General features: G+C 45.2%; 22 protein-coding genes. 6 read left to right on the plus strand and 16 right to left on the minus strand.

The genetic code is table 11. From position 1 onward, the window contains the following. Positions 1-2: 2 nt before the first annotated feature. Both PQG66_RS07995 and PQG66_RS08000 read right to left on the minus strand, forming a co-directional pair. Positions 3-1,304 carry an SPFH domain-containing protein gene (locus tag PQG66_RS07995; protein WP_272037081.1) on the minus strand — a complete coding sequence of 434 codons (1,302 nt, stop codon included), beginning with the start codon at positions 1,302-1,304 and terminating at the stop codon, positions 3-5. A gap of 279 nt (positions 1,305-1,583) precedes the next feature. Next, positions 1,584-2,651 (minus strand): ankyrin repeat domain-containing protein, encoded by a 1,068-nt coding sequence (locus tag PQG66_RS08000; protein WP_272037087.1) that lies wholly within the window; start codon positions 2,649-2,651, stop codon positions 1,584-1,586. A 109-nt stretch (positions 2,652-2,760) separates the two neighbouring features. Between PQG66_RS08000 and PQG66_RS08005 the strand changes: the two genes are divergently transcribed. Then, positions 2,761-3,786 (plus strand): serine hydrolase domain-containing protein, encoded by a 1,026-nt coding sequence (locus PQG66_RS08005; protein ID WP_334220764.1) that lies wholly within the window; start codon positions 2,761-2,763, stop codon positions 3,784-3,786. Positions 3,787-3,916: 130 nt separating this feature from the next. On the opposite strand, the gene PQG66_RS08010 is transcribed toward PQG66_RS08005, so the two are convergent. From PQG66_RS08010 to PQG66_RS08045, 8 genes are all read right to left on the minus strand, one after another. Further along, complete coding sequence (locus PQG66_RS08010) at positions 3,917-4,627, minus strand: DUF1361 domain-containing protein (protein WP_272037089.1); 711 nt, start codon at positions 4,625-4,627, stop codon at positions 3,917-3,919. Between the two features lie 827 nt (positions 4,628-5,454). Next, the gene (locus PQG66_RS08015; RefSeq protein ID WP_272037091.1) at positions 5,455-6,072 is read right to left on the minus strand and encodes an SMI1/KNR4 family protein; all 618 of its coding nucleotides are present in this window, start codon (positions 6,070-6,072) and stop codon (positions 5,455-5,457) included. Beyond that, positions 6,069-6,533: a hypothetical protein gene (locus tag PQG66_RS08020; RefSeq protein ID WP_272037093.1), complete on the minus strand. Its 465-nt coding sequence runs from the start codon at positions 6,531-6,533 to the stop codon at positions 6,069-6,071. Before PQG66_RS08020 ends, PQG66_RS08015 begins: the two co-directional genes overlap by 4 nt. Before the next feature lie 10 nt (positions 6,534-6,543). After that, on the minus strand, positions 6,544-7,845 hold the full coding sequence (locus PQG66_RS08025) for a hypothetical protein (RefSeq protein WP_272037095.1): 1,302 nt from the start codon (positions 7,843-7,845) through the stop codon (positions 6,544-6,546). A 28-nt stretch (positions 7,846-7,873) separates the two neighbouring features. Beyond that, positions 7,874-8,611: an SMI1/KNR4 family protein gene (locus tag PQG66_RS08030; protein ID WP_334220772.1), complete on the minus strand. Its 738-nt coding sequence runs from the start codon at positions 8,609-8,611 to the stop codon at positions 7,874-7,876. A gap of 97 nt (positions 8,612-8,708) precedes the next feature. Beyond that, the gene (locus PQG66_RS08035) at positions 8,709-9,269 is read right to left on the minus strand and encodes a hypothetical protein (RefSeq protein WP_272037100.1); all 561 of its coding nucleotides are present in this window, start codon (positions 9,267-9,269) and stop codon (positions 8,709-8,711) included. After that, entirely contained in the window at positions 9,266-9,916 is a 651-nt protein-coding gene (locus PQG66_RS08040) for a hypothetical protein (RefSeq protein ID WP_272037102.1), read from the minus strand. The genes PQG66_RS08035 and PQG66_RS08040 overlap by 4 nt, the downstream gene beginning before the upstream one ends. Positions 9,917-9,951: 35 nt before the next feature. Then, positions 9,952-10,566 (minus strand): hypothetical protein, encoded by a 615-nt coding sequence (locus tag PQG66_RS08045; protein ID WP_272037104.1) that lies wholly within the window; start codon positions 10,564-10,566, stop codon positions 9,952-9,954. Between the two features lie 260 nt (positions 10,567-10,826). On the opposite strand from PQG66_RS08045, the gene PQG66_RS08050 reads away from it, so the two are divergent. The 4 genes from PQG66_RS08050 to PQG66_RS08065 all read left to right on the plus strand — a co-directional run bounded on the left by PQG66_RS08050 (position 10,827) and on the right by PQG66_RS08065 (position 13,389). Continuing rightward, positions 10,827-11,819, plus strand: coding sequence for a multicopper oxidase domain-containing protein (locus PQG66_RS08050; protein WP_272037106.1), 993 nt, complete (start codon positions 10,827-10,829; stop codon positions 11,817-11,819). Between the two features lie 94 nt (positions 11,820-11,913). After that, positions 11,914-12,597, plus strand: coding sequence for a Crp/Fnr family transcriptional regulator (locus PQG66_RS08055; RefSeq protein ID WP_272037108.1), 684 nt, complete (start codon positions 11,914-11,916; stop codon positions 12,595-12,597). Between the two features lie 123 nt (positions 12,598-12,720). Next, positions 12,721-13,143, plus strand: a complete 423-nt coding sequence (locus PQG66_RS08060; RefSeq protein ID WP_272037110.1) for a YlbF family regulator — start codon at positions 12,721-12,723, stop codon at positions 13,141-13,143. A 93-nt stretch (positions 13,144-13,236) separates the two neighbouring features. Then, on the plus strand, positions 13,237-13,389 hold the full coding sequence (locus PQG66_RS08065) for a hypothetical protein (protein WP_272037112.1): 153 nt from the start codon (positions 13,237-13,239) through the stop codon (positions 13,387-13,389). 51 nt (positions 13,390-13,440) lie between these two features. Here the strand turns inward: PQG66_RS08065 and PQG66_RS08070 are convergent, their stop codons facing one another. After that, the gene (locus tag PQG66_RS08070) at positions 13,441-14,181 is read right to left on the minus strand and encodes a YwiC-like family protein (RefSeq protein ID WP_272037114.1); all 741 of its coding nucleotides are present in this window, start codon (positions 14,179-14,181) and stop codon (positions 13,441-13,443) included. Between the two features lie 106 nt (positions 14,182-14,287). Between PQG66_RS08070 and PQG66_RS08075 the strand changes: the two genes are divergently transcribed. After that, positions 14,288-14,989 (plus strand): Crp/Fnr family transcriptional regulator, encoded by a 702-nt coding sequence (locus PQG66_RS08075; protein ID WP_272037116.1) that lies wholly within the window; start codon positions 14,288-14,290, stop codon positions 14,987-14,989. A gap of 240 nt (positions 14,990-15,229) precedes the next feature. Here the strand turns inward: PQG66_RS08075 and PQG66_RS08080 are convergent, their stop codons facing one another. From PQG66_RS08080 to PQG66_RS08100, 5 genes are read right to left on the minus strand one after another with little or no spacing between them, the layout of a single operon-like run. Then, positions 15,230-16,741 (minus strand): nitrate/nitrite transporter, encoded by a 1,512-nt coding sequence (locus tag PQG66_RS08080; RefSeq protein ID WP_272037118.1) that lies wholly within the window; start codon positions 16,739-16,741, stop codon positions 15,230-15,232. Continuing rightward, positions 16,742-17,449, minus strand: coding sequence for a respiratory nitrate reductase subunit gamma (gene narI / locus PQG66_RS08085; protein ID WP_272038113.1), 708 nt, complete (start codon positions 17,447-17,449; stop codon positions 16,742-16,744). It lies immediately after the preceding gene. A 14-nt stretch (positions 17,450-17,463) separates the two neighbouring features. Further along, positions 17,464-18,123: a nitrate reductase molybdenum cofactor assembly chaperone gene (gene narJ / locus PQG66_RS08090; protein ID WP_272037120.1), complete on the minus strand. Its 660-nt coding sequence runs from the start codon at positions 18,121-18,123 to the stop codon at positions 17,464-17,466. 14 nt (positions 18,124-18,137) lie between these two features. Beyond that, positions 18,138-19,610 (minus strand): nitrate reductase subunit beta, encoded by a 1,473-nt coding sequence (narH, locus tag PQG66_RS08095; protein WP_272037122.1) that lies wholly within the window; start codon positions 19,608-19,610, stop codon positions 18,138-18,140. Then, positions 19,600-23,316 carry a nitrate reductase subunit alpha gene (locus PQG66_RS08100; protein WP_272037124.1) on the minus strand — a complete coding sequence of 1,239 codons (3,717 nt, stop codon included), beginning with the start codon at positions 23,314-23,316 and terminating at the stop codon, positions 19,600-19,602. The genes narH and PQG66_RS08100 overlap by 11 nt, the downstream gene beginning before the upstream one ends. Positions 23,317-23,402: the final 86 nt, after the last annotated feature.

Consider the following 23,402-nt stretch of genomic DNA (forward strand, 5'->3'; position numbering starts at 1 on the left):
AATTATTGTCCTCCTTCTTGCAGATTGTTTCCGCAATCCAGACAGAACTTCTGCCCCGGTTTTACTTCATGTTGGCACTGACTGCATTTTAACGTAAGAGCTGTGCCGCAGTTACCGCAAAACTTCGTGTTAGGTAAGTTCATATGATTGCACTCTGCACACGGTCTCGGCAGTGGTTCATTACATACCATGCATACGGACGCATTCTCCGCATTATCGGCTCCACATGAAGGACACGCATGATACTTATCACCACAATTCGGGCAGAACCTGGTGCCTTTTTGCATCGTATGTCCACATTTATTACATGCCGTCGTTACTGTTTTTCCACCTAATGACTTCCCACATTTGCTGCAAAAGGAACTCTGTTCCTGATTCGGATGATGGCAATGCTCACATAGACGGACAGATGGGGTCTCGGTTGTAGACATCACTTGGGAGATCTGCGACATCCCGCTGCTGAACGAACCCCCTAGACCAACCCCCATGCCCATACCAAGACCTGCGCCCATAATATCGGATTGCATGCTTCCTTCATTTTTGGCTGCACCCTCAAGAGTGTCGAATGAACGTTCCTGCTGATACGTGTATCCAATGATATCCATCTCTGCTTTGCGAGCAAGTGCTTCTCTTAATCGGATGACGGATGGATCTTCTTCCGGAAGATTGACATTGTGTATGTACAGATTAATGAGTTCGATTCCAAATTCTTCGAACGTAGAAGCGATGGTGTCTGCAAAATGTTGGGATATTTCAGCGATATACGCATTGATCTCTAACACGCTTACTTTTCTATGTATTAAATAGGAAGATAGCATAGAGTTAATATTCATAATGATTAATCCACGGAAATAATTTACCATATTGACCTGATTAAACTCCGGAAGGGTTCCTACTAATTTAATTAGAAATTTTCTAGAGTCCGCAATTTTTAGGCCCATCTGTCCAAAGGCTCTCACAGGAACGATAATATTATATTTCGGGTCCTGAATCTGAATCGGATTCGCGGTTCCCCACTTGACGTCCATTGCACTTACTTGATTGACATACCATACTTCTGCAGCAAATGGAGACTTTCCGCCGAATGGGAGGTTAATAAGTCGGTTCAAAATCGGGATGTTTGCAGTGCTTAATGTATGTCTCCCAGGCCCGAACAGGTCAAGGGCTCTTCCATCCTTGAAAAGGATAGCTTCTTGAGACTGATTTACGATCAACTGAGTCCATGTTCCTAGCTCACTTTCCGGGTGTTTCCAGGCAAATACATCAGGCGAACCATCATACTTGATTACATCAATTATAGCCATAGTTCTATTCCTCACTTCAGATTAAAATACTGGATTCAGCAGTTTTCTTACTATCACCAAAAAATCATCACGTCGTATTATATTCGTCAACTATCGCTCATTTTCGCACATAAGCACTGCTATTTTACCATTTCTAACCTCCATTCGCACTAGTATAGTTCATATTTCATGAGATATTTTTCCTATTTAGGCATCTCTGTGAGAAAACCTGAATAAACCTCACGCATTTCGCCACGGCGATATATGCATGAGGTTCTATAAATGACAAAACCATCTGATCTAATTCAGAAGCTGATCGATGTAAATCTCAGGTTGACTCATAAATTGTTCAAACGTACCTAATATGCCGTGTTCCTGATGTTCGACGTCGACATAACCTATCCTCTTTTTGCTTGGATTCCATACGATCTGGATATGAGAGTACTGATCCAACTCACAAGATAGACGCAGCAACTTCTGTCTCCCCATCTTCATCTCGATCGTATCAATCAGCGAAAAGAATTCAATATATTGAGCACCCGCCGGTCGGCTCGGCAATTCAATTTTAAGCGAACCTTCGGTTAGAAAATGGATTAATGTTTTTGGAAGCTTGTATGATTTTAACGCATATAGCTTATTACTTAAATTATGAAACGCTTCAGGCTCCTGTGCTCGCAGATAATCAGCCATTTCCGTATTTTTCTGACTGACCGCTATGGTATACGCCCTCTCTCCGTCGTTCTCCTTTAATGTCACATCCGCACCTTGTTCAACCAAGTATTGGACCATACGCATGTTATTCAGTCGCACTGCGACGGTGAGTGGTGTTGCTTGGTACGGATATACCATATCCGGTTCGTTGTAGTTGATGTTCACACCCTTGTCCAGCAAGAATTGAATCATCTTCATATCATGATCCGCTACTGCTTTCCTTAACGTTTTCCCACCATATTTTCGAATGTCCAGCCCTAGCTCGTGCAACACCGCAATATTCTTTTTGTTTCCGTAATACGCTTCATCATACGCACTGGATTTCAAACGACTTAATCCATCTAATTGGGCTCCATGCTCAACCAAATAACGAATCATATCAGCTCCACAGTAGCGGGCAGCATAAAGTATAGCGGGGTTGTCTTTGCCATTAAGTTCAACTCCTCGTTCCACGAGCAGTCTGACCACCTTTGGCTGATTACAGATCAGGGCCAGATCAAGCGGGCTTAACATAATATGTTTACTCAACACTATTTTTTCTTCCATGTCGATCCCCTGCTCTATCCATGTTTCTACGCTGGCAACATTCCCTTGATAGATTGCAAGCGCTTGATCAGGTATCGTTTTGAATGTTCCTTGATTACCGATTTTGTACAAAATATCACCTCCTATGCAACCATTAACAGCGAAGTCCTCGTTTGTTGAGCTGTGCAGATGAATATGCTAACATAATGGGCAATGATTTTGATAACACACACCAAAATATATGGACAAGCACAGAAAGGACACTATGAACTTCTCAAACCTTCACCATACATTAGAACATTTCATCCCGCCGCTTGATCTTAGAAGTTGTCTGGTCAGTGTACGTGGAGACATCATGTACAAGCATTATCGAGATGCACAGGCCGAGACACATATAGCTAAAATCAATTCCTGTACCAAGAGCATCATCTCTGCGCTCATTTGTATGGCCATGGATCAAGGGCTCCTACCCGATTCAAGTACGCCTATATCGACTTTTTTTCCACACCTCGCATCGGATCCCGATCCTCGTAAACCAGCAATAACACTGGAGCAACTGCTTACCATGACTGCGGGGTTTAATTGGGATGAATTCGGAGGTCAGAATTCGTTTCCGCGTATGACACGAACAGATCACTGGGTCAACTTTGCACTGGAGCAGCGCTTGCGTCATGAACCCGGAACACACATGGAATACAATTCGGGAGTATCCCAGATTCTATCGGCTATCTTGATGCAGCATACAGACATGAGTGTCGCAGCTTATGCGGAGCGTCATTTATTTGGTCCACTGGACATTCACGACTATGAATGGGAGCAAGATCCACAAGGTGTACACACGGGTGGATTCGGACTTCGATTACTGCCAGCTGACTTATTGAAATTCGGTTATCTCTATCTCCAGGAAGGGGTATGGGAAGGCAAACAGCTCATATCTAGTCAACTTGTCCAACGTTCCACAGAGCCGTTTATTACAGTCAGTCCTCCGAACCACGGAAGTTACGGTTGGCACTGGTGGGTGGATAAATATGGAGGTCAGAATCCGGATGCAGACTCGGCATCTCCGTCTACCGATTCAGCAAGTCACAAGCCACTGAAATACTACTATGCCCGAGGATTTGGAGGCCAATATGTATATGTTGTTCCTGAGCTTGAGCTGGTGACTGTACTGACCAATGATAAACGCAAAAAGGAAAAACCCCCGATTGATGTATTCCCTAGATTAATTGCGCCTGAACTGTGGAAACTGACTCGGATCGGCGACTAGGTTCTCTTTCATTTTCACTTTTATTCCAAACTCTGATCTCACCATTCCTCGTAGCCTTAACTCATACTTTCAGGGCATTAGTTAAGGCTACGCCACCTGTATTCCATGGTAATAGATATTGAAGCCCCAGCTACATTTGTTTATCAAAAGATTCCGTATTCCGCGGAGTAACCCCTCTCGCATTCAGTAAATAATAGAACGTGAGATAGACTGTCAGAAGAAAAGTTCCAAAAAACACACAGAAAGCCAAAGAGGGGCGCCTTACACTTTCTTGCATTAAACTGATTAACAGATCACTATTAGTAAATGCATCCCAGCTATTTAATCGATACACACGCCCAAGCAAAACACCATAACTTGCAAGTGCTGTTCCACCAATTACAAAAATCCATGATAACGCCCGTCCCCACCGTTCATAGATCACTTGCTGTATTTGATACATTGATACGAATCCGACCAATAGTCCTGCCCAAACAAACATTAACACTACCATCAGATCATACCAGTACTTATACTCCGTAGTGTTTTGAGAGAAATATCTTGAACTTCTTGTCGTTAAATGAAGCAAATCGGTAATGATATAAGAAGAGTTTGGAAAAAATAACAACCACATCATTGCACTAGGTATGGCGAGCAACAAGGCTCCTTTCCACTTCAATCGACTTAAACCATACGTTATCGATGAGAACAGGAATGGGATCCACCCCAAAAACAGATTCCAGATCAGAAAGTTGAAATATGTTTGGTTCAGCCAATCCGCTGCTGCATAGTGTAAAACAAGCGTTACACCTGTAACCGCACTAAGAAAAATAAACATGTACATATAATTCAGTTTTTTCAAAGCATATAACCTCACTTGTATTAAATTCCATATCCAATATTACATATATTTACTACTCTTCAAACCTATTAGCATCATACCATGTTCGAAAGTAGAATCAAATTTGGGGAAATCCATTAGGTGCTTCTCCTTCGATCCACTTCGCATTGTTTCCTCTATTACTCTGTGTACTAGTAAAACAAATAACAGGTACAATTTGTGACATCACGTTTTTGATAATGTACATCAACGTAAAAAAGCGTTCTGCTACGAACGCCTTTTCATTGTTATATGTTATCGATAATAACCTGAATGATACATAGAATAACCGTTTTGAATGGGAGCCCACGCTCTTATACTTTATAATTCGCTGTGATAGAGAAAGACGAATTCGCATAGGCTGGTATCATCAATCCAGATAATGGAGGCTTGTGATATGTCTTATGTTCCCGGTTCCACATTCACGCAACAACCTTTAGGTTATCCCTATCCTTATTATCCGCCGGCACCTCCACCACCTTACCCATACCCATACCCTTACCCGTATCCCTATCCATCAGTTGTACCTGTTCCTCTCCCTTTTCCTTATCCCATTGGAGGTCCAGGACCATGGTGGCATGGTGGCTATCCCGGGCATTTCTCTGGGTACCCCGGAGGGCCACACGTCGGCGGACCTGGTGGCACCGGAGGATTTCATGGTCACCGTTTTTTCCAGTGGTAAAGCCTGAAGAGTCCACATTATGATCAAATGATGAGTATAATTGCAGGAACTGCTAAGGCAGATTTCTGCCTTTTTTTATTTCTGCTGTTATTTATTTTCTGTTATCGTTGTCATTTATATCGAATATCTAGTATACAATTTCATCCATCCGTTTCAGATTGCGGTTAGACATGCGAAGTAACTCTGTAAACGAGGGTGCAACGTAATATACAAAATCCGGATCATGCACATACATAATAATCTGACCGTATGTCCCTGTATCTGTTGGATCGAAATCCAACATCAAATATAGCGAACCTCCGGCCATGGTTCCGAATGGAATCCATGGTTTATGAAACAAATAAGGTTTGATTTCAGGATCTAATTGACGAAGCTCTTCTTCCCCATAATGCTCCTCCAGCTTCTCATCTACATCACAGAAGTATTGTTTCGTCTCCCGAATCTCATCTAGCGACATTAAATAGAATGGAGGGCATGAGGCTTGATCCGCATCCCCTGGGTACAACATATGCAGACCATAACCACTACCATCTTTATGATAGTAAAATTTACGGAAATCATCCGGCAAGCGAACTCCATATTGCTTCTCGAACTGGTCCAGTTCTTCCTCAGACGCCCCCGGCAGTTGAAGATAGGTGTTATATAGCGACCGAATCTCTTCATCTTGTATTTTATGATCTAATAACTGGTTCAATTCTTGCCTTAACTCGTTGATGTCAGCCTGCGCTTCTGCCTCAGAACTCATATCCCTTCACCTCTGTCTGCACTTCTGTTCGCTAGATATTGTTGGTATTCCCAAAATGCCTCTTGCTCTCCGCCATCTTCAATCAGGATCATAATTGCATAGGAAAACAGATTAAGCCACTCTTCCATTAGCTGAACTTGCTCATCAGAGATCAGATGATTACTTCGAAGCATACCCTCAGGCTCAACTGCCCATGCCCTCGCCAGATGAGTAATACTCCATAAGCAAGCCATGATTTCTCGATCCAATGCTGAATTCGAAAGCTCCGGAGCGAGCACACGTAATATAGTCATCAGTTCATGGAAGTTCTCTTCAATCAACTGACCACGGAAAGGTCGCAGACTACCGAGAAAACCATGTTCCATTTTAGGATGCTTAATATCATCGTGAGCAAAGGCATGATATTTTAACAACTGTATCGCCTCATAACGTTCCATCTCATCACCCTTTAACAAATTCATCTATCCCTATCTACCAACGCAGCGGGTCTTGTTCACGCCACATGATATAACGCTCCTGTTCACGCAAAGTACCTGTTCCAATTCCATACTCATCCATACTTTCCGAATGTAGATCGAGTATATGTAACATACCACCATATGTTCCTACAGCTAGCTTGGACTTCCCAGCTGATACGGCGAGAGAGTAGATGGTTGAGCCTACAAAATGACGCCACAGCTCTTGCCCTTCACGATTGATGCAATACAAATAACCGTACGCATCGCCAATCACCATACCTTCTTCCGTCTCAACCATGGCATAGACACGCGCATTCTCATCCATAATCGGCCATTGTTCTTCCTGTTCACTGCTCACAATGTTGGCAAGATGAACTTGAATGGTAACCCCATTGTAGAAATGACAGGCATTAAACCATACCACTTCACTGTCTCCGCTAAAAGTCACACAATGCGGATAGCTGGATTCTGGCTGCACTTCGTACATCGTATTGGTCTCACGATCCAGCACGATATGGCTACTCATCTGGCTTCCCCATGCGATCCAGCGATCGTCGACTGATACCGCAGCATGACCCATTGAGATCAGTGTAACTTCGAACCCGTGCTCCACAATCTCAGCCACATCAGGATGAAGAATCGTCACTTTCTCTTGTTCAATCAGATAGATTCCGTACTGAGATTGAAGAAGCAGCTTTTGCCCCTGATCCAATGGAATGAGCTTTTCAAGCTTCCATTCAGGATGGACAGAATCTACGAGGGACTCGACTTCCGGTAGCACTGCTTTGATCTGATTCTGAATTCCTTCCCAGCGATAAAATGCCACTTGTTCACCTTCTAATCTTCGACCAGGCTTACGAAGGACTCTCACACCTTCCCCATTGGCCAGAGCAACATAATCACCATTGGAGGAACAACCTGCAAACGTATCGTCTGGACTTCGCCACCATCCACGCTGATCCAGCGTATACACCTGCCCAAGATTCGAGAATAATCCTGTATTACAGAGTACAGTATCTTCGTTCAGATAACATACGGCCTGTACAGGCTGCATGGAGTCCTGAAAATGGTTACTCAGCGGCCAGGTAGCCGCGGGTAATTCTACACGAAGCCGTTCCACATCGTCTTGAAGATTAGCCTGTTGCACCATATTTATCACTTTATGACTAATGGAATCCCTTGCATCATCTGTCAGTTCAGATTCATCCGGATGCTCTCCCTGAAGCATTTGATGTACGAATGCATTAATCTGACTGGCATAGCGCTTGCCCTCACTCCGCCACTTCTCCGCAACTTCTGTATTTAGCCAATCCATACCATCCCACTCCCCTCTTTCATGTGTTCTAGCCCAGTGTAGTGCAATAATGTGTCTGCAAATAGTGTTGTAACTTCTGCACGAATCTGTCTACTTCTTGCGCCTCCGTCGGATGATTATTCTCATAAAATAGGGCAATCTCACGCCCATTCGCGATATTAAAACGAATATAGCCACCAATCGACTCCTTGAAGAGCTTGCATGTGTATTCATTCTCTATAACCAAGTCCCAAGTAAAGTCCGTCTTGCACAGATGAGCCATCTCTCTCATCGTGATACCGTTCTCTTTTCCCGTAAAATGATAAAATACAGGATGCCGCTCCCCATTCCAAGGTTCATAGTATGCGGGGCTGTAAGGCTCGTCCCTACCGTAATATCCGCAGTAGATCTGATCAAGAGTGGCAGCAAAAGACCTATCATTAGAAGGCCATACTGTAATCTGTTCATCATGCCGTGGAAGCCAGATCAATCCATCTACACCCGCATGAACTGCCAGGAAATCTCCATCGACTGAACTACCAATGCTGACACACTCTTGCAACTGGTGCTGGCTAATGACCGTTTGCTCTGTGTGCTCCCAGAGATCGTATTCTGCAAATGGTTGTAGCACCTCCGCATCGGGCCGCTGAATATTTATCCAACCCGAATACGTCCCTTCCCCGTATTGCTGCATCCAATGCTGATAAGTAGGCGGCAGACGGATGGCGTGTTCTTGTTCCACATCTTGTAACTCCTGATGCGTGGCAGGCTTTAACACACGAGACACTATATACAACCGTCCTCACTCCTCATCGTAGTTCAATACTTAAACGTTCAATCACTTGAATTCGTCCGATTAACGTGACATTACTCGGCCAATTGCTCTATGCCAGCTCATCATGCATAAGCTCGGTATCTACACCTTTACAATTTCGAATGCGAATCGCAAATGCATCAAAACCATTACGCTTGACCTCATTAAAATGCACACGCTCACCTGTAATGAGCTCATACATGCCATCTTCCTCTACATCTTCGCCGAATTCTTCATCCCATGGCACGTTGTAAAATGCAGACAGATACACTTCAAAGGTATCCTCACCCTCGATGTCAAGATATGGACGAAGAGGCCGGTTATTTACATCCTCCTCGGGATACGTCTCACATAACATCGCATCGTAACCGTGCTTAGCCGAATCAATGAGCAGATATCGTTCCCCCGTAATCGTATGTTCGGCATATACCAACAATGGTGTCAGATCGTGCCACATGATCATATCGTCTTCATCCAAGTCACCATAATAAAAAATATGAAACTGATCATGTCCATCACGCGTTTGTAATTTACCCTGCCATTCCACCTCATGTTTCTTACTCTCGGTCACACTACTGGTTAGTCCTTCCAAATACAAAGGTCCGTGATACACGCCATACATATTCATCATTTTTCCTCCATTTTGTCCATTCGGATTGTAACAATTTTATGTTCTTCATCCACCTCGAGTTTCACATTAATGCCCAACTTCTCCCGAAATAAAGCCGTAATATTCAAGTAGGGATCACGAGCGGCTTCTGTGCCTCGATTACTTGTCCGGCTCATGCCCTGATGAATGATCGACTTTATCAGATTTTTGTCACCTTTGCCGGTTTGTTCGTAGGTATAGATGATATTCCCCGCCCGGTCCACGAGCGTTAATACTGTAACGAAATCTTTGGCATTGGTGTATTTGTTTTCACTCCGCACGTACTGATGATCGGTATACATGTAGTTGACTTGACCGGCCAAAAACGGATTATCTCCTCCGGGTTCTACCTCATACTCCTTGTAAGCCAGTTGAAACAAATATTCAAGACCACTCATGTCGATGCGGTAGTAGAACTGACGATCTTCATCTTGTTTATCCATCGCTGCAAAACCATTGATTAGCGGCCATGTCTGATAAGATTTACCATCGACGTCTACAGCAATGGCATAATCGGATAACACCTTTTCTTTTTGAAATAAGCCATACGTCTGCATAATAAAAAATCCAGGAATACAGAGCATAGCTAAAACAAGCATAACAATCCCAAACGCACCGCGTTTATTCATCTTTTCTTCCCCTGTTCATGTTGGTTATCATAAATCTACCTTGCGTTAGACTGCATTTGCATTTTGGACAAAATACGTGTCACAGCCTCCCTATTCTTGGCTTCTTTAATATAAGCAGGTATGCTGTGCGAGGCCGTCTTGATCATTGATCCACCATACTTCACCCGCAAATCAGCCGAGACATAAGCTATCAGATAATTCAGATGCTCACGATTCACTGCCCAAATCTGCTTGCCTCGGATGTAGTCCAGAAAGTATAATTCCAGATCAAAGATCGGATCTCTACCACGGCGAATATCTAGATAATACCCTCGCCCGACTGCTTGTTTATGCAATTTAGCCTGATTGCCTGCCCCACAATGAGGACATGTAATATGTACTAACGAATGGGATTTCATCTTCTCATTCGTCACCTCGACATTGAACCAACGTTCACATACGGAACAATATCCTTTGGCTTTATACTCATATTCTTCTTCTTTGACCGCTTGTGCGTAACACTCACTACATTTCCATCGCAATTCTCTATTTCGATATTCAATATAAGCATGCCCGCCACATGTTGGACATCTGACATCAACTCGTTCTCCGCGCTTAAGCACGGCATAATAGCTGTATTTAAATGCAGGCTCGTCTTCGAAACGTTTCATGCGCAACATCTCCCTTCTTCTCCTAATCCCACAATGTTCCATATTAACCTTCTTTAAAATTATATGAAACTCTTGATTTAAGCACAACAAATGCAAGCACTATCTCTCAAAATAACGCCGATAGTCCTACACAAATGTGTTCTTCATCACACCTAGCACCGCATGCATATCGTAAGCTGAGTTTAGGTTATTCTTGAACATATCATTTCTCACATCTATCGTTGTGAAATTCATCACTTGTATGCAAAGGTTGTGACTCTATGCTCTTGTTATCTAACATTTATAAATACATTCTGATCCTGACCATTTTCACCGCTGCACTCTCTCATTGCAATTCCACAAGTCCCGTTCAGCCTATCCAAAATGAAGAAACCTTCTCAAAGACTGCACCTAGTCAGCCTCCTGTTGATCCGGTTATTCGAAGAGAAGGCCAAACGGTGTATATCGAAATGACATCCCAAGTGACTGATATAGAAATTTCAAAAGGCGTCATCTATAATGCCTGGACGTTTAATGGAACTTCTCCGGGTCCGGTCCTTCGTGTCAAAGAGGGGGATACCATCGTTTTCACATTAAAAAATATAGATAGCCGCATGAATCACTCAATGGACATGCATGCCGTTCATGCCTCCCCGAGTAATAAATTTATCGATGTCAAGCCGGGTGAAGAAGATACTTTCACTTATCCAGCTACGTCGCCCGGCGTTTTTATGTATCACTGCGGGAGTAAACCAACTCTTGCCCACATTGCCAACGGTATGTACGGCATGATTATTGTTGAACCTGAAGCAGGATACCCTTCGGATCATCTCGTTGACCGTTCATATACCCTGGTACAGAGCGAATGGTACAAAGAGCATGACTATGATTCCTTTTTAAACGGTGAACCGGAGTATGTCGTTTTTAATGGAAATACTTATGGCCTGAAAGAACATCCACTGCTGGCAAAAGTAGGAGACACCGTACGTATCTATGTGAGCAACGCCGGTCCGAATGAAGTCTCTTCCTTTCATGTGGTAGGTACGATTATGGATCGCGTGTACACAGACGGTAATTCAAGAAACCTGGAGTATGGTATCCAGACTGTAATGCTTCCGGCCAGCGGAGGCGCGGTCGTGGAGTTCACCGTTACAGAGGAAGGAGACTACCCGATCGTAACCCATCAATTCAAACACGTAGATAAAGGTGCTTCTGCCGTACTTCGTGTTACGGAAGATGGCAAGGATCATGGTGGTGAAACCATGTCACATTAATGAGGGAAGATCATGACTTAGTGTGATACAATACACAGCCTGCAACTTTGCAAACGACCAACATTCAATTGACATTTAAAGAGGTGACTCAGAGATGATCTGTGAACACGAAGGAAACACTGCCTGCTTCTCCAAAGTTTCGCTCTTTCAACATCTGGAGACTGCAGAAGCTGCATTACTGACTTCTCTTCTCCATACTCGCAAATATAACAAAGGCGAATATGTCGTTCAGGAAGGTGAGCATTCGGATACCCTGTTTGTGATTCATCAAGGCAGTGTGAAACTGACCAAATATAATGAAAATGGCAAGGAGCATATCATCCGATTTCTGTTCTTAGGTGATTTTTTTGGACAGGATTCGTTATTACATCAGGCACCACATCCCTGCAACGCAGAGGTCCTTGAGGAGTCGATTATATGCTCCATACGTAAGCAGGACTTTGATCAGTTACTTGAGCGTGACCCCAAACTTGCTTATCACTTCCTGCTCGTCATAACCCGTATGCTTAGTGAAGCCGACGAATGGAACAGTTCCCTCAGTTCCATGACGACGGAGCAAAAAATCGCGAAGCTGCTTCTCGATTTCCATAGCCGAAATCATGCAACGCATGAGATACGTTTGCCTGTTTTCAAAAAGGATATGGCTCTGCTTCTGGGGATCACCCCCGAGACATTCAGCAGAAAGCTCAATATCCTCCAGCACCAGAGACTGCTTCAAGTCAACGGGAATGAGATTCGAATTCTGCAGCTGCAACAATTAAAAGATATGATCTCATAATGTTTTGAGCATTCACTAACATATGTAAACCATTTCACCTAGGTTGTGAGGATGGTCACAGTGCACGTGCCTTTAACCATATAAAGTGAATAACAACAAAAGAACTTTCAGGAGGCTGACAAGATGACAGCGGTAGTGAAAATGGATAAACAAATCATTATGCATAAAATGCAGGAGCTATGCTCTTTACTTTTACAGGATGAAGGCTACCAAGAAATGCGTAAGATGATTGATCAGTTTGCCGCAGACGAGGATGCAACAGCACAATATGAACGCTTTATGGAGAAACACCAGGCACTCGAAGAGAAAGAACATCAGAATATTGAATTGCTTGAATCAGAGATCCAAGTCTATGAAGAGGAAGAACGTGCGCTTTATGATCATCCGCTGATTCGCAGATTTATCTATGCACAGCGTGAATTTAGCCAATTACATCAGCAGATTAGCAACTACTTTACGAAATCCATTGAATTAAATCGTCTGCCCGAGCCCCAGGAATGGGGTAAAGAATCATGTGGTTGCGGTGGAAGCTGCTCCAAACACTAACTCTCGTATAACTTTATATGGCATTACAAAAAGAGTATCCGGTCTCCTAATGGAGCCTAAGAGGATACTCTTTTCTCTATTTTTCTCTTAAACATGGTAAACGGTCAAATCTTTATGGATGGTATCCGTACCCTACTTAAAGCGGCGAATGCACCGATGACGGACTTGGATTTACAACAATATTGGCTAATCGAGATGTACCATTCGTTACCATTCAGTATTCATGTCAATCCGATGACGTTGTGACCTTTATCACCTGACGTGCAGTTAAATCACGTTATGATAAAACGATGTGATTCACAGCAGCATGAACCAGGTTAGGAACTGCACTGCTCCAATAATCTCAATAATGCCGACCTTCATTGGACGCAACGTTTGACCTGCATATCGAAATGCACGTGCTGCGGAGTATACATATGCCAGCCCCATCCACGGATATCCAACGGCCGCTGGAATGAGCAGTAGAGCCATATGGACTAAACGTGTTAATGGGACCCAGCGTGGATTATTCCGTTCCCGAAAGACGGATTTCACAAAGAACGTACTTCCTGTAAAATGTAAAAAGGAGAATAACACAACGATGGCCATCCCATAGTCCCATTTACCGCTGCCCATCAGATAAGCGGCCGCTCCGCCAAGGGAGAAGACCAGCATTGCACACAGATCATTGGTCAGTGACCTTTCGGCTTTATGTTTTACATGCCAGATGTTCACCAGAAGCAGTCCAATTAACATAGGGCCAAACCATAATAGCGATAATTGACCAATGACGGCCGGAATCAGACAGATTAGAGCAATCGATCCGTAAATGGCAGCCCATTTATATAAGTGCTGACGATTGGCATTTCGTTTGAGCGATTGTAGCAAAGGATATGCCGTCAGATAAAGGCCAAGCCAAGCCATAAACAGAGGTACGTGTAACCACTGTGGACTGCTTGCCACCACACCTACGAGAAAGGGTACGCTTACCATGGCCCACCCACCATGTTCATGGGGGATAACGATTGGTTTTGCGAGGGTACTCCCATTGTTTTTCAAATGATCACAACCTCCGATCAGGTTTAACAGTACAAAAGGTTCAATGAACAATATGAAGAGGAAATAACAATATATAGAATAAGTGATCCAGAGAGGATGAACCCGTGTGACTCGAGTGAATAAAGATAACGCCGCTGACTTTCTACAACAATTCCCTATTTTTCAGGATCTAAGTCCTGAAGAATTGAAGCAGATTGAAGAAATCGCCATATCGCGAAGCATTAACAAGAAAACAGTCATTTTTAGTGAGGGCAGCGAAAAAGAAGCGGTCTTCTTCATACGTACTGGTATCGTGAAGGCATACAAAACGGATGAGAATGGACATGAACAGATCGTCTCTTTTCTCAAAACAGGGGATATGTTTCCCCATACCGGATTTTTCAACGCACACCCCTACCCTGCGACCGCTGTCGCGATCACACCAACAAGCCTGCTTGCGATTCCAGTCAAGTCATTCGAACGACTTATGCTCTGCACACCTGCGATTGCCATCAAAATCATGCGTGTATTAGGCGATAAAATTCGCGAATTACAAGACAAATTACAAGTGTTGTCCGGTCAGGATGTTCGGAATCGGGTGCTATCCTTCCTTCTCATGCTCGCGGAGCAGCATGGTCAGCAACAAGAGGATAAGATCGTCATTAATCTGCCCATGACACACCAGGAGTTCGCGAATTCCATCGGAACGACACGCGAGACTGCCAATCGGCTATTGAACCAACTCGCGAAAGATGAGCTTCTTGAGGTCGATCGCAGTCGCATCATCATTCACAACCTGCAGGCATTAAAGGAACAACGGGACGGTTAAATCATTGACGCCATTTCTTCAACATGTTGCTCCTTTCTATCTTTTTCTTCCTCACTCTCAGCATCACATCCCAGTTAGACCTGTTAATTGAGCAAAACTGAGGTGATTATAATCAGACATTCGGTGAATGTTTGATCATCCCTTATTCAAAAAGAGACCTTAACTACTGTAAATGAAGTTAAGGTCTTCTACTGTATGTTGGATCACTTTTCCGATAATTCTCTCGGTTTACATCACTACTCAGGCAATGGTCAAGTCAGGTTTACCCATATCACTGAACATACCTGCATAATATTTAACTTCTCCTGCTTCATTACGAATCGCTGTGATGCTAAGCCATTCCTGGTAGACCTCACCGTTCTTCTTCCGGTTCCAGATCTCACCCTGCCAGTATCCTTTTTCTCGTAGTTCCTGCCACAACTGATCATAGAACTTCTTATCCTGCTTGCCTGATTTCAGCATACTCGGCTTCTGTCCTATCGCTTCTTCAGCCGTGTACCCAGTAACCGCCGTAAAGGCTGGGTTCACAGAACGAATAATACTGTTGGTGTCCGTCACTAGAATCGCTTCAACCGTATTCTCCAGAATGCTGGCAGATAGTTGAAGTTTCTCTTGATAGAACATCCAGATGACAAGCACCAGACTTACAAGCGCGATCTGGGATAATGCCATGAAGCCAATTGCATAATGACCTGTCATGCTGAAGAGCAGCGTTAGCATCAATGGTGGGAAGAAACCGCCCAACCCCCCCATCGCCGAGATCATTCCATTAGCGATACCTGCTTGTTTAACGAAATACATAGGTACCAATTTGAAAATCGTACCGTTACCTGTCCCTGCGCAAAGCGCAACCGTCAGACAGCCCACCGTATAGATATAGAAGGAAGGTGCGAAAGATAGCACAATCGCCGCAACCGTCAGTCCGCCGAACACAAACATCAATATTTTGAATGGATTAAATCGGTCGCCCAGCCATCCGCCCACCGGACGCATAATAGTTGCCACTAGTATGAACCCTGCGGTGCGAAGTCCTGCATCAACTTTATCCATCTGAAAATGAGTGACCAGAAAGTTCGGCAAATAGACTGTGAATGCCACGAATGAACCAAATGTCAGGAAGTAGAACAAACATAGCAGCCATAGCTTGTTATTCCGAGATACATCTTTTAACTGCTGCATCAGAGGCACCGTAACACGTGTTTCTTTTTTATCTCCCAGAACAAAATTAAGTACTGCCATACCTATTAAAAGAATGCTGTACAGTAATACTGTCTTCGACCAGCCTACCTGAGCAGCAATCAAAGGAGCTCCGAATGCGGATAGCGCCGTACCTAGGTTACCGATTCCATAGATCCCGTTCACAAAACCGTGACGTTCTTTGGGATAATACTTCGGCAAAGACGTCACTCCAACAGAAAACACTGCTCCTCCAATTCCTAGAAAAAAACCACCAATGACCAGATCACTGAAGGACGTTGCACGGCTTACCCACCATACAGGAGCCAGTAACAACACAAAGCTGATCATGAAAATGTTACGCGCTCCGTATCGGTTCGTCCAATACCCTATCGGAATACGAGCAACCGAACCGATCAATACCGGAATGGCTGTCGCCCAAGCGAGCTGCGAAGACGTAAGCGTGATATCCTCCTTGATGAAAGGCATCAGAGAAGACAAAATCACCCATACCATGAAACCAAGAATGAGACTTGCGGTTTGCAAGGGCAGTTGAACCTTACCTTTTTGCTGCATTTACATCGCCCTTTCCTTTTGTTGTTCTTGATTCGGATACACTGCACCATCTCTTCTGCGATACAGTACATAGCTGCGTCTAAGATATCCGAGCGGCATGCTTAGCATGTGAACGAGACGTGTGAATGGAAACACACAGTACAGCACAAAGGAAAGCAGAATATGAACTTTAAAATTCATGGGCACCGTCTGCATCAGAGCCGGATCAGGCTGGAAAACCAGCAGTCCGCGTAGCCATGGATTGATCGTCGTACGATAGTCAAATCCATTATGGTTTACCGCATTGGCCGATGTTGCCACAATTCCCGTCACAATGACAATGATCAACATGGCCAGTGCTACCCAATCCCCAACGCTACTTGTTGCCCGCACTCTGCGAGCCGTATAGCGACGTACTAACAGAATAACCAAACCAGCAAAAGCAATAATCCCTGCCGGTAATCCACCGAACACAGCGCCCATATGATACGCTTCATCACTTAGACCGATCCAGCGATAGAATTCAACCGGTACTAGCAATCCTGCAATATGTCCACAGATGACGGCGAAAATGCCGATGTGAAAGAGTAAGCTTCCCCAACGCAACAACCGTTTTTCCAGCATCTCACTCGACTTCGATGTCCAGCTAAATGGATTGGTTACATACCTCCGGATGGTCGCGGTGATACAGAACACAATAACCATATATGGAAGAGCCCCCCATAACATCAATTCCAGTGTACTCACCGACTGCCCCTCCTCATCAGTTCAACGATCTCGTTCAGACCGCCAAACGCTTGTTTCTGCTGTGCTTCACTTGGTCCAGGTGCGTCTGAAACAGACGGCTCGGGCACCACCTGTAACATTAAATTAAGGAGCGGTCCGTATGGACTGTTTTGCTCTGCGATACTTTCCGTCATCGTGACCAGTGCTTTGTAGCAGGTATGAATTACGCCGATTGCATCCATCTCGGGAGCTTCGGCAATAAATTCAAGCACCATAGGCAAATAATCCGGGAGCTCGCTGGCTTCCATATAGAAACCAGCCGCTTCATATCTCCGTTTCAACTCAATCAGTGCCGGCCCGCGATCCCGCTCATCACCGTGGGCGATATACGTGAGATACAGATTTGATTTTTTATCAAAGTCAAATGAACGTACATAAGCATCCTGCCACAGAATAGCATCGGTAGCTTGTGCATCTCTGATGAAGGTTAATACCGTCTGTTTCACTTGTTCATCAGAGACAGAAAGAACGGCTTCCTGCACACCTTGCAATCCTTCTCTCCACTCGGTGTCCGGATATTGCAGCAGATAGGAGATCAGCTTGCAGACGATTCGCCTTGTGTCCGTGTCATCACCCGGCTTCACGATGAGTTCTGAATCGATATCGATTGTCATCATTGTTGTCTCCTTTCCTATGAGAATACACCGCAAGAACCTGGACCGCCTGTAAAATCAAGACCGCAGCTACCTTGTTCACTGAAGAGATCTGCCACTTCTTCACGGTGAGCTGGCGGGATTACAAAACGATCATCGTATTTCGCTATAGCGAGCAGGCGATACATATCTTCAACTTCCTGCGCACTCATGCCTACCATATCCAGCAAGTCAGACTCACTCGTTTTGCCGGTTTGCTGGTTACGCATATGAATCCGCATGACCGCCATTTTGCGCAATACTTCACGAATACGCCCTGTATCTCCAACAGTAAGCAGGTTAGCCAGGTATTCAACCGGAATACGCATGTTATCAATCGCTGGGAAAATATCGTTCACTTCCAACGAACTACCCTGACCTTCTACCCGGTTCGTGATCGGGCTGAGGGGTGGAATGTACCATACCATCGGCATTGTGCGGTATTCAGGGTGAAGGGGAAGGGCGATCTTCCAGTCAATCACCATTTTGTAGATCGGAGAATGCTGGGCAGCAACAATCCAGTCTTCCGGAATGCCTGCAGCACGTGCTTCACGGATGACTTCAGGATCATTTGGATCAAGGAATACATCCATCTGGGACTCATACAGATCCTTTTCATTTTCCACCGAAGCTGCTGCTTCAATGCGGTCTGCATCATAGAGCATCAGACCGATATAACGTATACGTCCCACGCAAGTTTCGGAGCAGATCGTGGGTAGACCCGCTTCAATCCGCGGGAAGCACAGTGTACATTTTTCGGCTTTGTTCGTCTGCCAATTGAAATACACTTTTTTGTAAGGGCAGCTGGACACACAGAATCTCCATGCACGGCAAGCATTCTGATCCACCAGCACGATGCCGTCTTCTTCCCGTTTATACATCGCTCCTGATGGACAAGAGGACACACAGGCCGGGTTGAGACAGTGTTCACAGATTCGGGGAAGGTACATCATAAATACCTGTTCAAAGTCCATTTTGATTGATTCCTCGACACCTTTCATGTTCGGGTCTTCTAAGCCCGTTACATGCGCTCCTGCGAGATCATCTTCCCAGTTCGGACCCCACTCGAGATTCATATACTCACCCGTGATCTGAGATTTCGGTCTTGCTACGGGCTGGTGCTTTTTCATCGGACTATTCGTCAACTTTTCGTAATCATAAGTCCACGGCTCATAATAATCGTCTATCGTGGGTTGATCCGGATTGTGGAAAATGTTGAGCAAACGTCTTGCACGTGTACCGGATTTCAGTTCCAGCTTGCCATTTTTTATCTCCCAACCACCACGATAACGTTCCTGATCTTCCCATTGTTTCGGATAACCTACACCTGGTTTCGTTTCGACATTGTTAAAATACATGTACTCTGCACCTGGACGATTCGTCCAGGTGTTTTTGCATGTTACGCTGCAAGTATGGCATCCGATACATTTGTCCAGGTTCATGACCATACTGACTTGTGCTTTAATCTTCAAGCCAATCCACCTCCTGCAGTTTTCTAATGATGACATTCAGGTCACGCTGGTTACCTGTCGGGCCATAATAGTTGAAACCATAACTTAACTGGGCATAACCGCCGATCATATGTGTTGGTTTCACGTGAATGCGAGTCGGGCTGTTATGTGTACCCCCGCGTGTCTGTGAAATTTTCGTACCCGGAACATTAATGTGACGATCCTGGGCGTGGTACATAAAGGCCACTCCGCGAGGAATACGGTGTGTGACGACAGCTCTTGCCACGACGACCCCATTACGGTTAAAACACTCAATCCAGTCGTTATCCACCAGACCGGCATCCTCTGCATCCTCATGGTTCATCCAGATCGTTGGACCTCCTCGGAACAAGGTCAACATCGGCTGAGCATCATAGTACATACTGTGAATAGACCATTTATTATGTGGTGTCATGTAATTCAGCACGATTTCCTTGCCGCCTTCAATCGGACGTTTACTGTTTGGATGGAACGGTGTATGTTTCAGAATGGGCTTGAAGGTCGCCAGTGTCTCTCCAAATTCACGCAGTAAGGCATGATCGATATAGAACTGCTGTCTGCCTGTCAGGGTGCGCCAAGGGATCAGACGTTCCACGTTGGTTGTAAACGGTGAATACCGCCGTCCCCCTTTTTCCGATCCGCTGAATGCGGGTGATGTGATGACCGTTTTGGGTTTCGATGTGATCTCATCGAAGGTAAAACATTCTTCGGAGCGCTCTTCTGCCAGATCCTTCAGATGTAGTGCCGTTTTCTTCTCCAGCGACTCCCACGCACGTACAGCCATTTTGCCGTTTGTCGTTGTAGATAGCGTCAGAATTGCTTCAGCGACGTTACGATCTGAACTTAGATCTGGACATCCTTGTCCGATACCATCTTTGCGGTTCACTCCCAAAATGCCCTTCAGCTTTTCGTACTCTTCACTTGCGGACCAAGACATTCCCTTCGTACCGATCGGTTTATCCTTCACATTCGGTCCGAGACTGATCATTTTGTTATAGACCGCAGCATAGTCACGTTCAACCACCTGAATATGCGGCATTGTTTTGCCCGGAATTGCATCGCATTCGCCTGCACTCCAGTCTTTAACCTCCCCATAAGGTTGAGCGAGTTCATCCGGTGAATCATGCAGTAATGGGGTAGCCAAAATCTCCTTCTGCGGACCATCGAACTGCTGGGCGGCCATTTCAGAGAACACACGCGCAATTTCCTTGAACGTATCCCAGTCGGAACGGGATTCCCACTGCGTCGCTACCGCCGGATTGAACGGATGTACAAACGGATGCATATCCGTGCTGCTCAAATCGCTTTTTTCATACCATGTTGCTGCTGGCAGTACGATATCGGAATACATCGCTGTACCTGCCATACGAAAATCCATATTGACCATGAGATCCAGCTTGCCTTCCGGCGCATCCTCTACCCACTCCACATGCTCTGGACGAAGTCCATGATCATCATCATTGAGCAATCCATTCGTTGCACCGAGCAAATGCTTGAGGAAGTATTCATGTCCTTTGCCTGAGCTTGAGATCAGATTTGCTCTCCAGACAAATAGAACACGCGGGAAGTTCGCCGGATCATCCGGTTGTTCGATTGAAAATTTCAGATTTTTATTTTGCAATTCGGATGCCACATAAGCTCCGATCTCTTCCTTTGTCGTTGCCCCCGCATCTATTGCATCCTGATGCAAATCTATCGAGTTGCGATTAAATTGCGGATAGGATGGAAGCCAGCCCATGCGTGCAGCCATGACATTGTAGTCAGCAACGTGCTGGAAGCGCGGATCCCCCTCAAGTGCCGAGGTCAGTTCTCCAACTGGGGTCTCCTCATATCTCCATTGATCTGTTGCAAAATAGAAAAATGATGTTCCGTTCTGCAGACGGGCAGGTCCGCTCCAGTCACGTGCAAATGCAATCGTCTGCCAGCCTTCTGCCGGACGCAGTTTCTCCTGACCAACATAGTGAGCCCATCCTCCACCGTTAACTCCCTGGCAGCCCGTCATGAGAAGCAGATTGATAATGGCACGATAGATGACATCGGAGTTATACCAGTGGTTGATCCCGGCACCCATAATAATCATGGAGCGACCTTGGGTGTCTACAGCATTTTGAGCAAACTCACGTGCGATCTGAATAACCGTATCCCGATCAACTCGGGTAATTTTCTCCTGCCAAGCTGGTGTAAATGGTTTATCCTCTTCCGTCTCTACGACGGTTCCTGTGATGATTTCAGTAGAGTCTGCTGAAATCGTCATCTCACGATCAACACCATATTTCGCAAGCACGAGATCATAAACCGACGTAACAGTAATCCAGCGATCCTCGGCCCAGATGCGGCGTACCGGGATCTGACGCTCCATCACGTGTTTCCCCTCATCATCGAAGTAAGGCAGTTGAATTGTTATAAGATCATGATGCACTCCTAGCATGGAGAGTCTAGGATCAATGGCTTCACCGGTGTCCACCTGTTCCATTTTGAGATTCCACGTACCTTCTTCACCCCAGCGGAAGCCCATACTACCTTTTGGAATGGCATATGTCCCTGTGTTCTCATCGAATACTAGTGTTTTCCATGCCATGTTGTTGCCCTGTATACCCAGGTCTTCCCCCAGCAGGAATCGGCCAGCAATATGTACGCCGTCCTTTTCTTCAACAATTAACAGATTAGGGAAGTCTGTGTATTGTTTCGCGTAGGACATGAAATAGTCTGTAGGATGCTCAAGATAAAATTCTTTCAGAATGATATGTCCCATAGCCATCGCTAGAGCACCATCTGTTCCTTGTTTTACGGACATCCAGGTGTCTGCAAACTTCACATATTCTGCATAATCTGGGCTGATGGATACGACTTTGGTCCCTCGATAACGTGCTTCTGCGAGAAAGTGCGCATCCGGCGTTCGTGTCATCGGCAGGTTGGAACCCCAGACCAAAATGTATCCTGAGTTGTACCAATCGCTGCTCTCCGGCACATCTGTCTGATCTCCCCAAATCTGCGGAGATGCCGGAGGAAGATCTGCATACCAGTCATAGAAGCTAAGCAATGGTGAACCTACCAGAGACAAGAAGCGAGAACCCGCAGCATAACTGACCATTGACATCGCAGGAATCGGTGAGAAACCAATGATCCGATCGGGACCATAATCTTTGATTGTATGAATCATGGAAGCTGCAATAATCTGTGTCACTTCATCCCATGACGCACGAACCAATCCACCTTTACCTCGCACCGATTTGTATCTTTTCACTTGGACCGGATCATTCGCGATGCTTGACCAGGCCTTTACAGGGTCTCCATAAGATTTCAGAGCCTCACGCCACATCTCCAGAAGCGCACCACGCACATACGGATGCTTCACACGTAATGGACTGTACAGATACCACGAAAAGCTTGCACCACGTGGACATCCACGAGGTTCGAAATCAGGCATATTCGGACCAGTGGACGGATAATCTGTTGCCTGAGTTTCCCATGTCACGATTCCATCTTTCACATAAATCTGCCAACTGCATGAGCCGGTACAGTTTACACCGTGTGTCGAACGAACCACTTTATCATGCTGCCAACGGCGGCGGTAAACGTCTTCCCAGTCCCGATTAACTGGGGACATCTCACTCCAGCCTTCTGCGCTTTTTTCCCGTTTGGCAAAATATTTCAGTTTACCCATCCAAGGCATGCTTTTACTGCTCATTGTTGTCCTCCCACATTTGTGACCTGTAGAGATGCGATGTCGCACCTGAAACTTAAGTTCGTGATTTAAACTGCTAACGAAGCTGT

Source organism: Paenibacillus sp. JJ-100 (assembly GCF_948329825.1).
In the GTDB taxonomy this organism is placed as follows: Bacteria; Bacillota; Bacilli; order Paenibacillales; family Paenibacillaceae; genus Paenibacillus.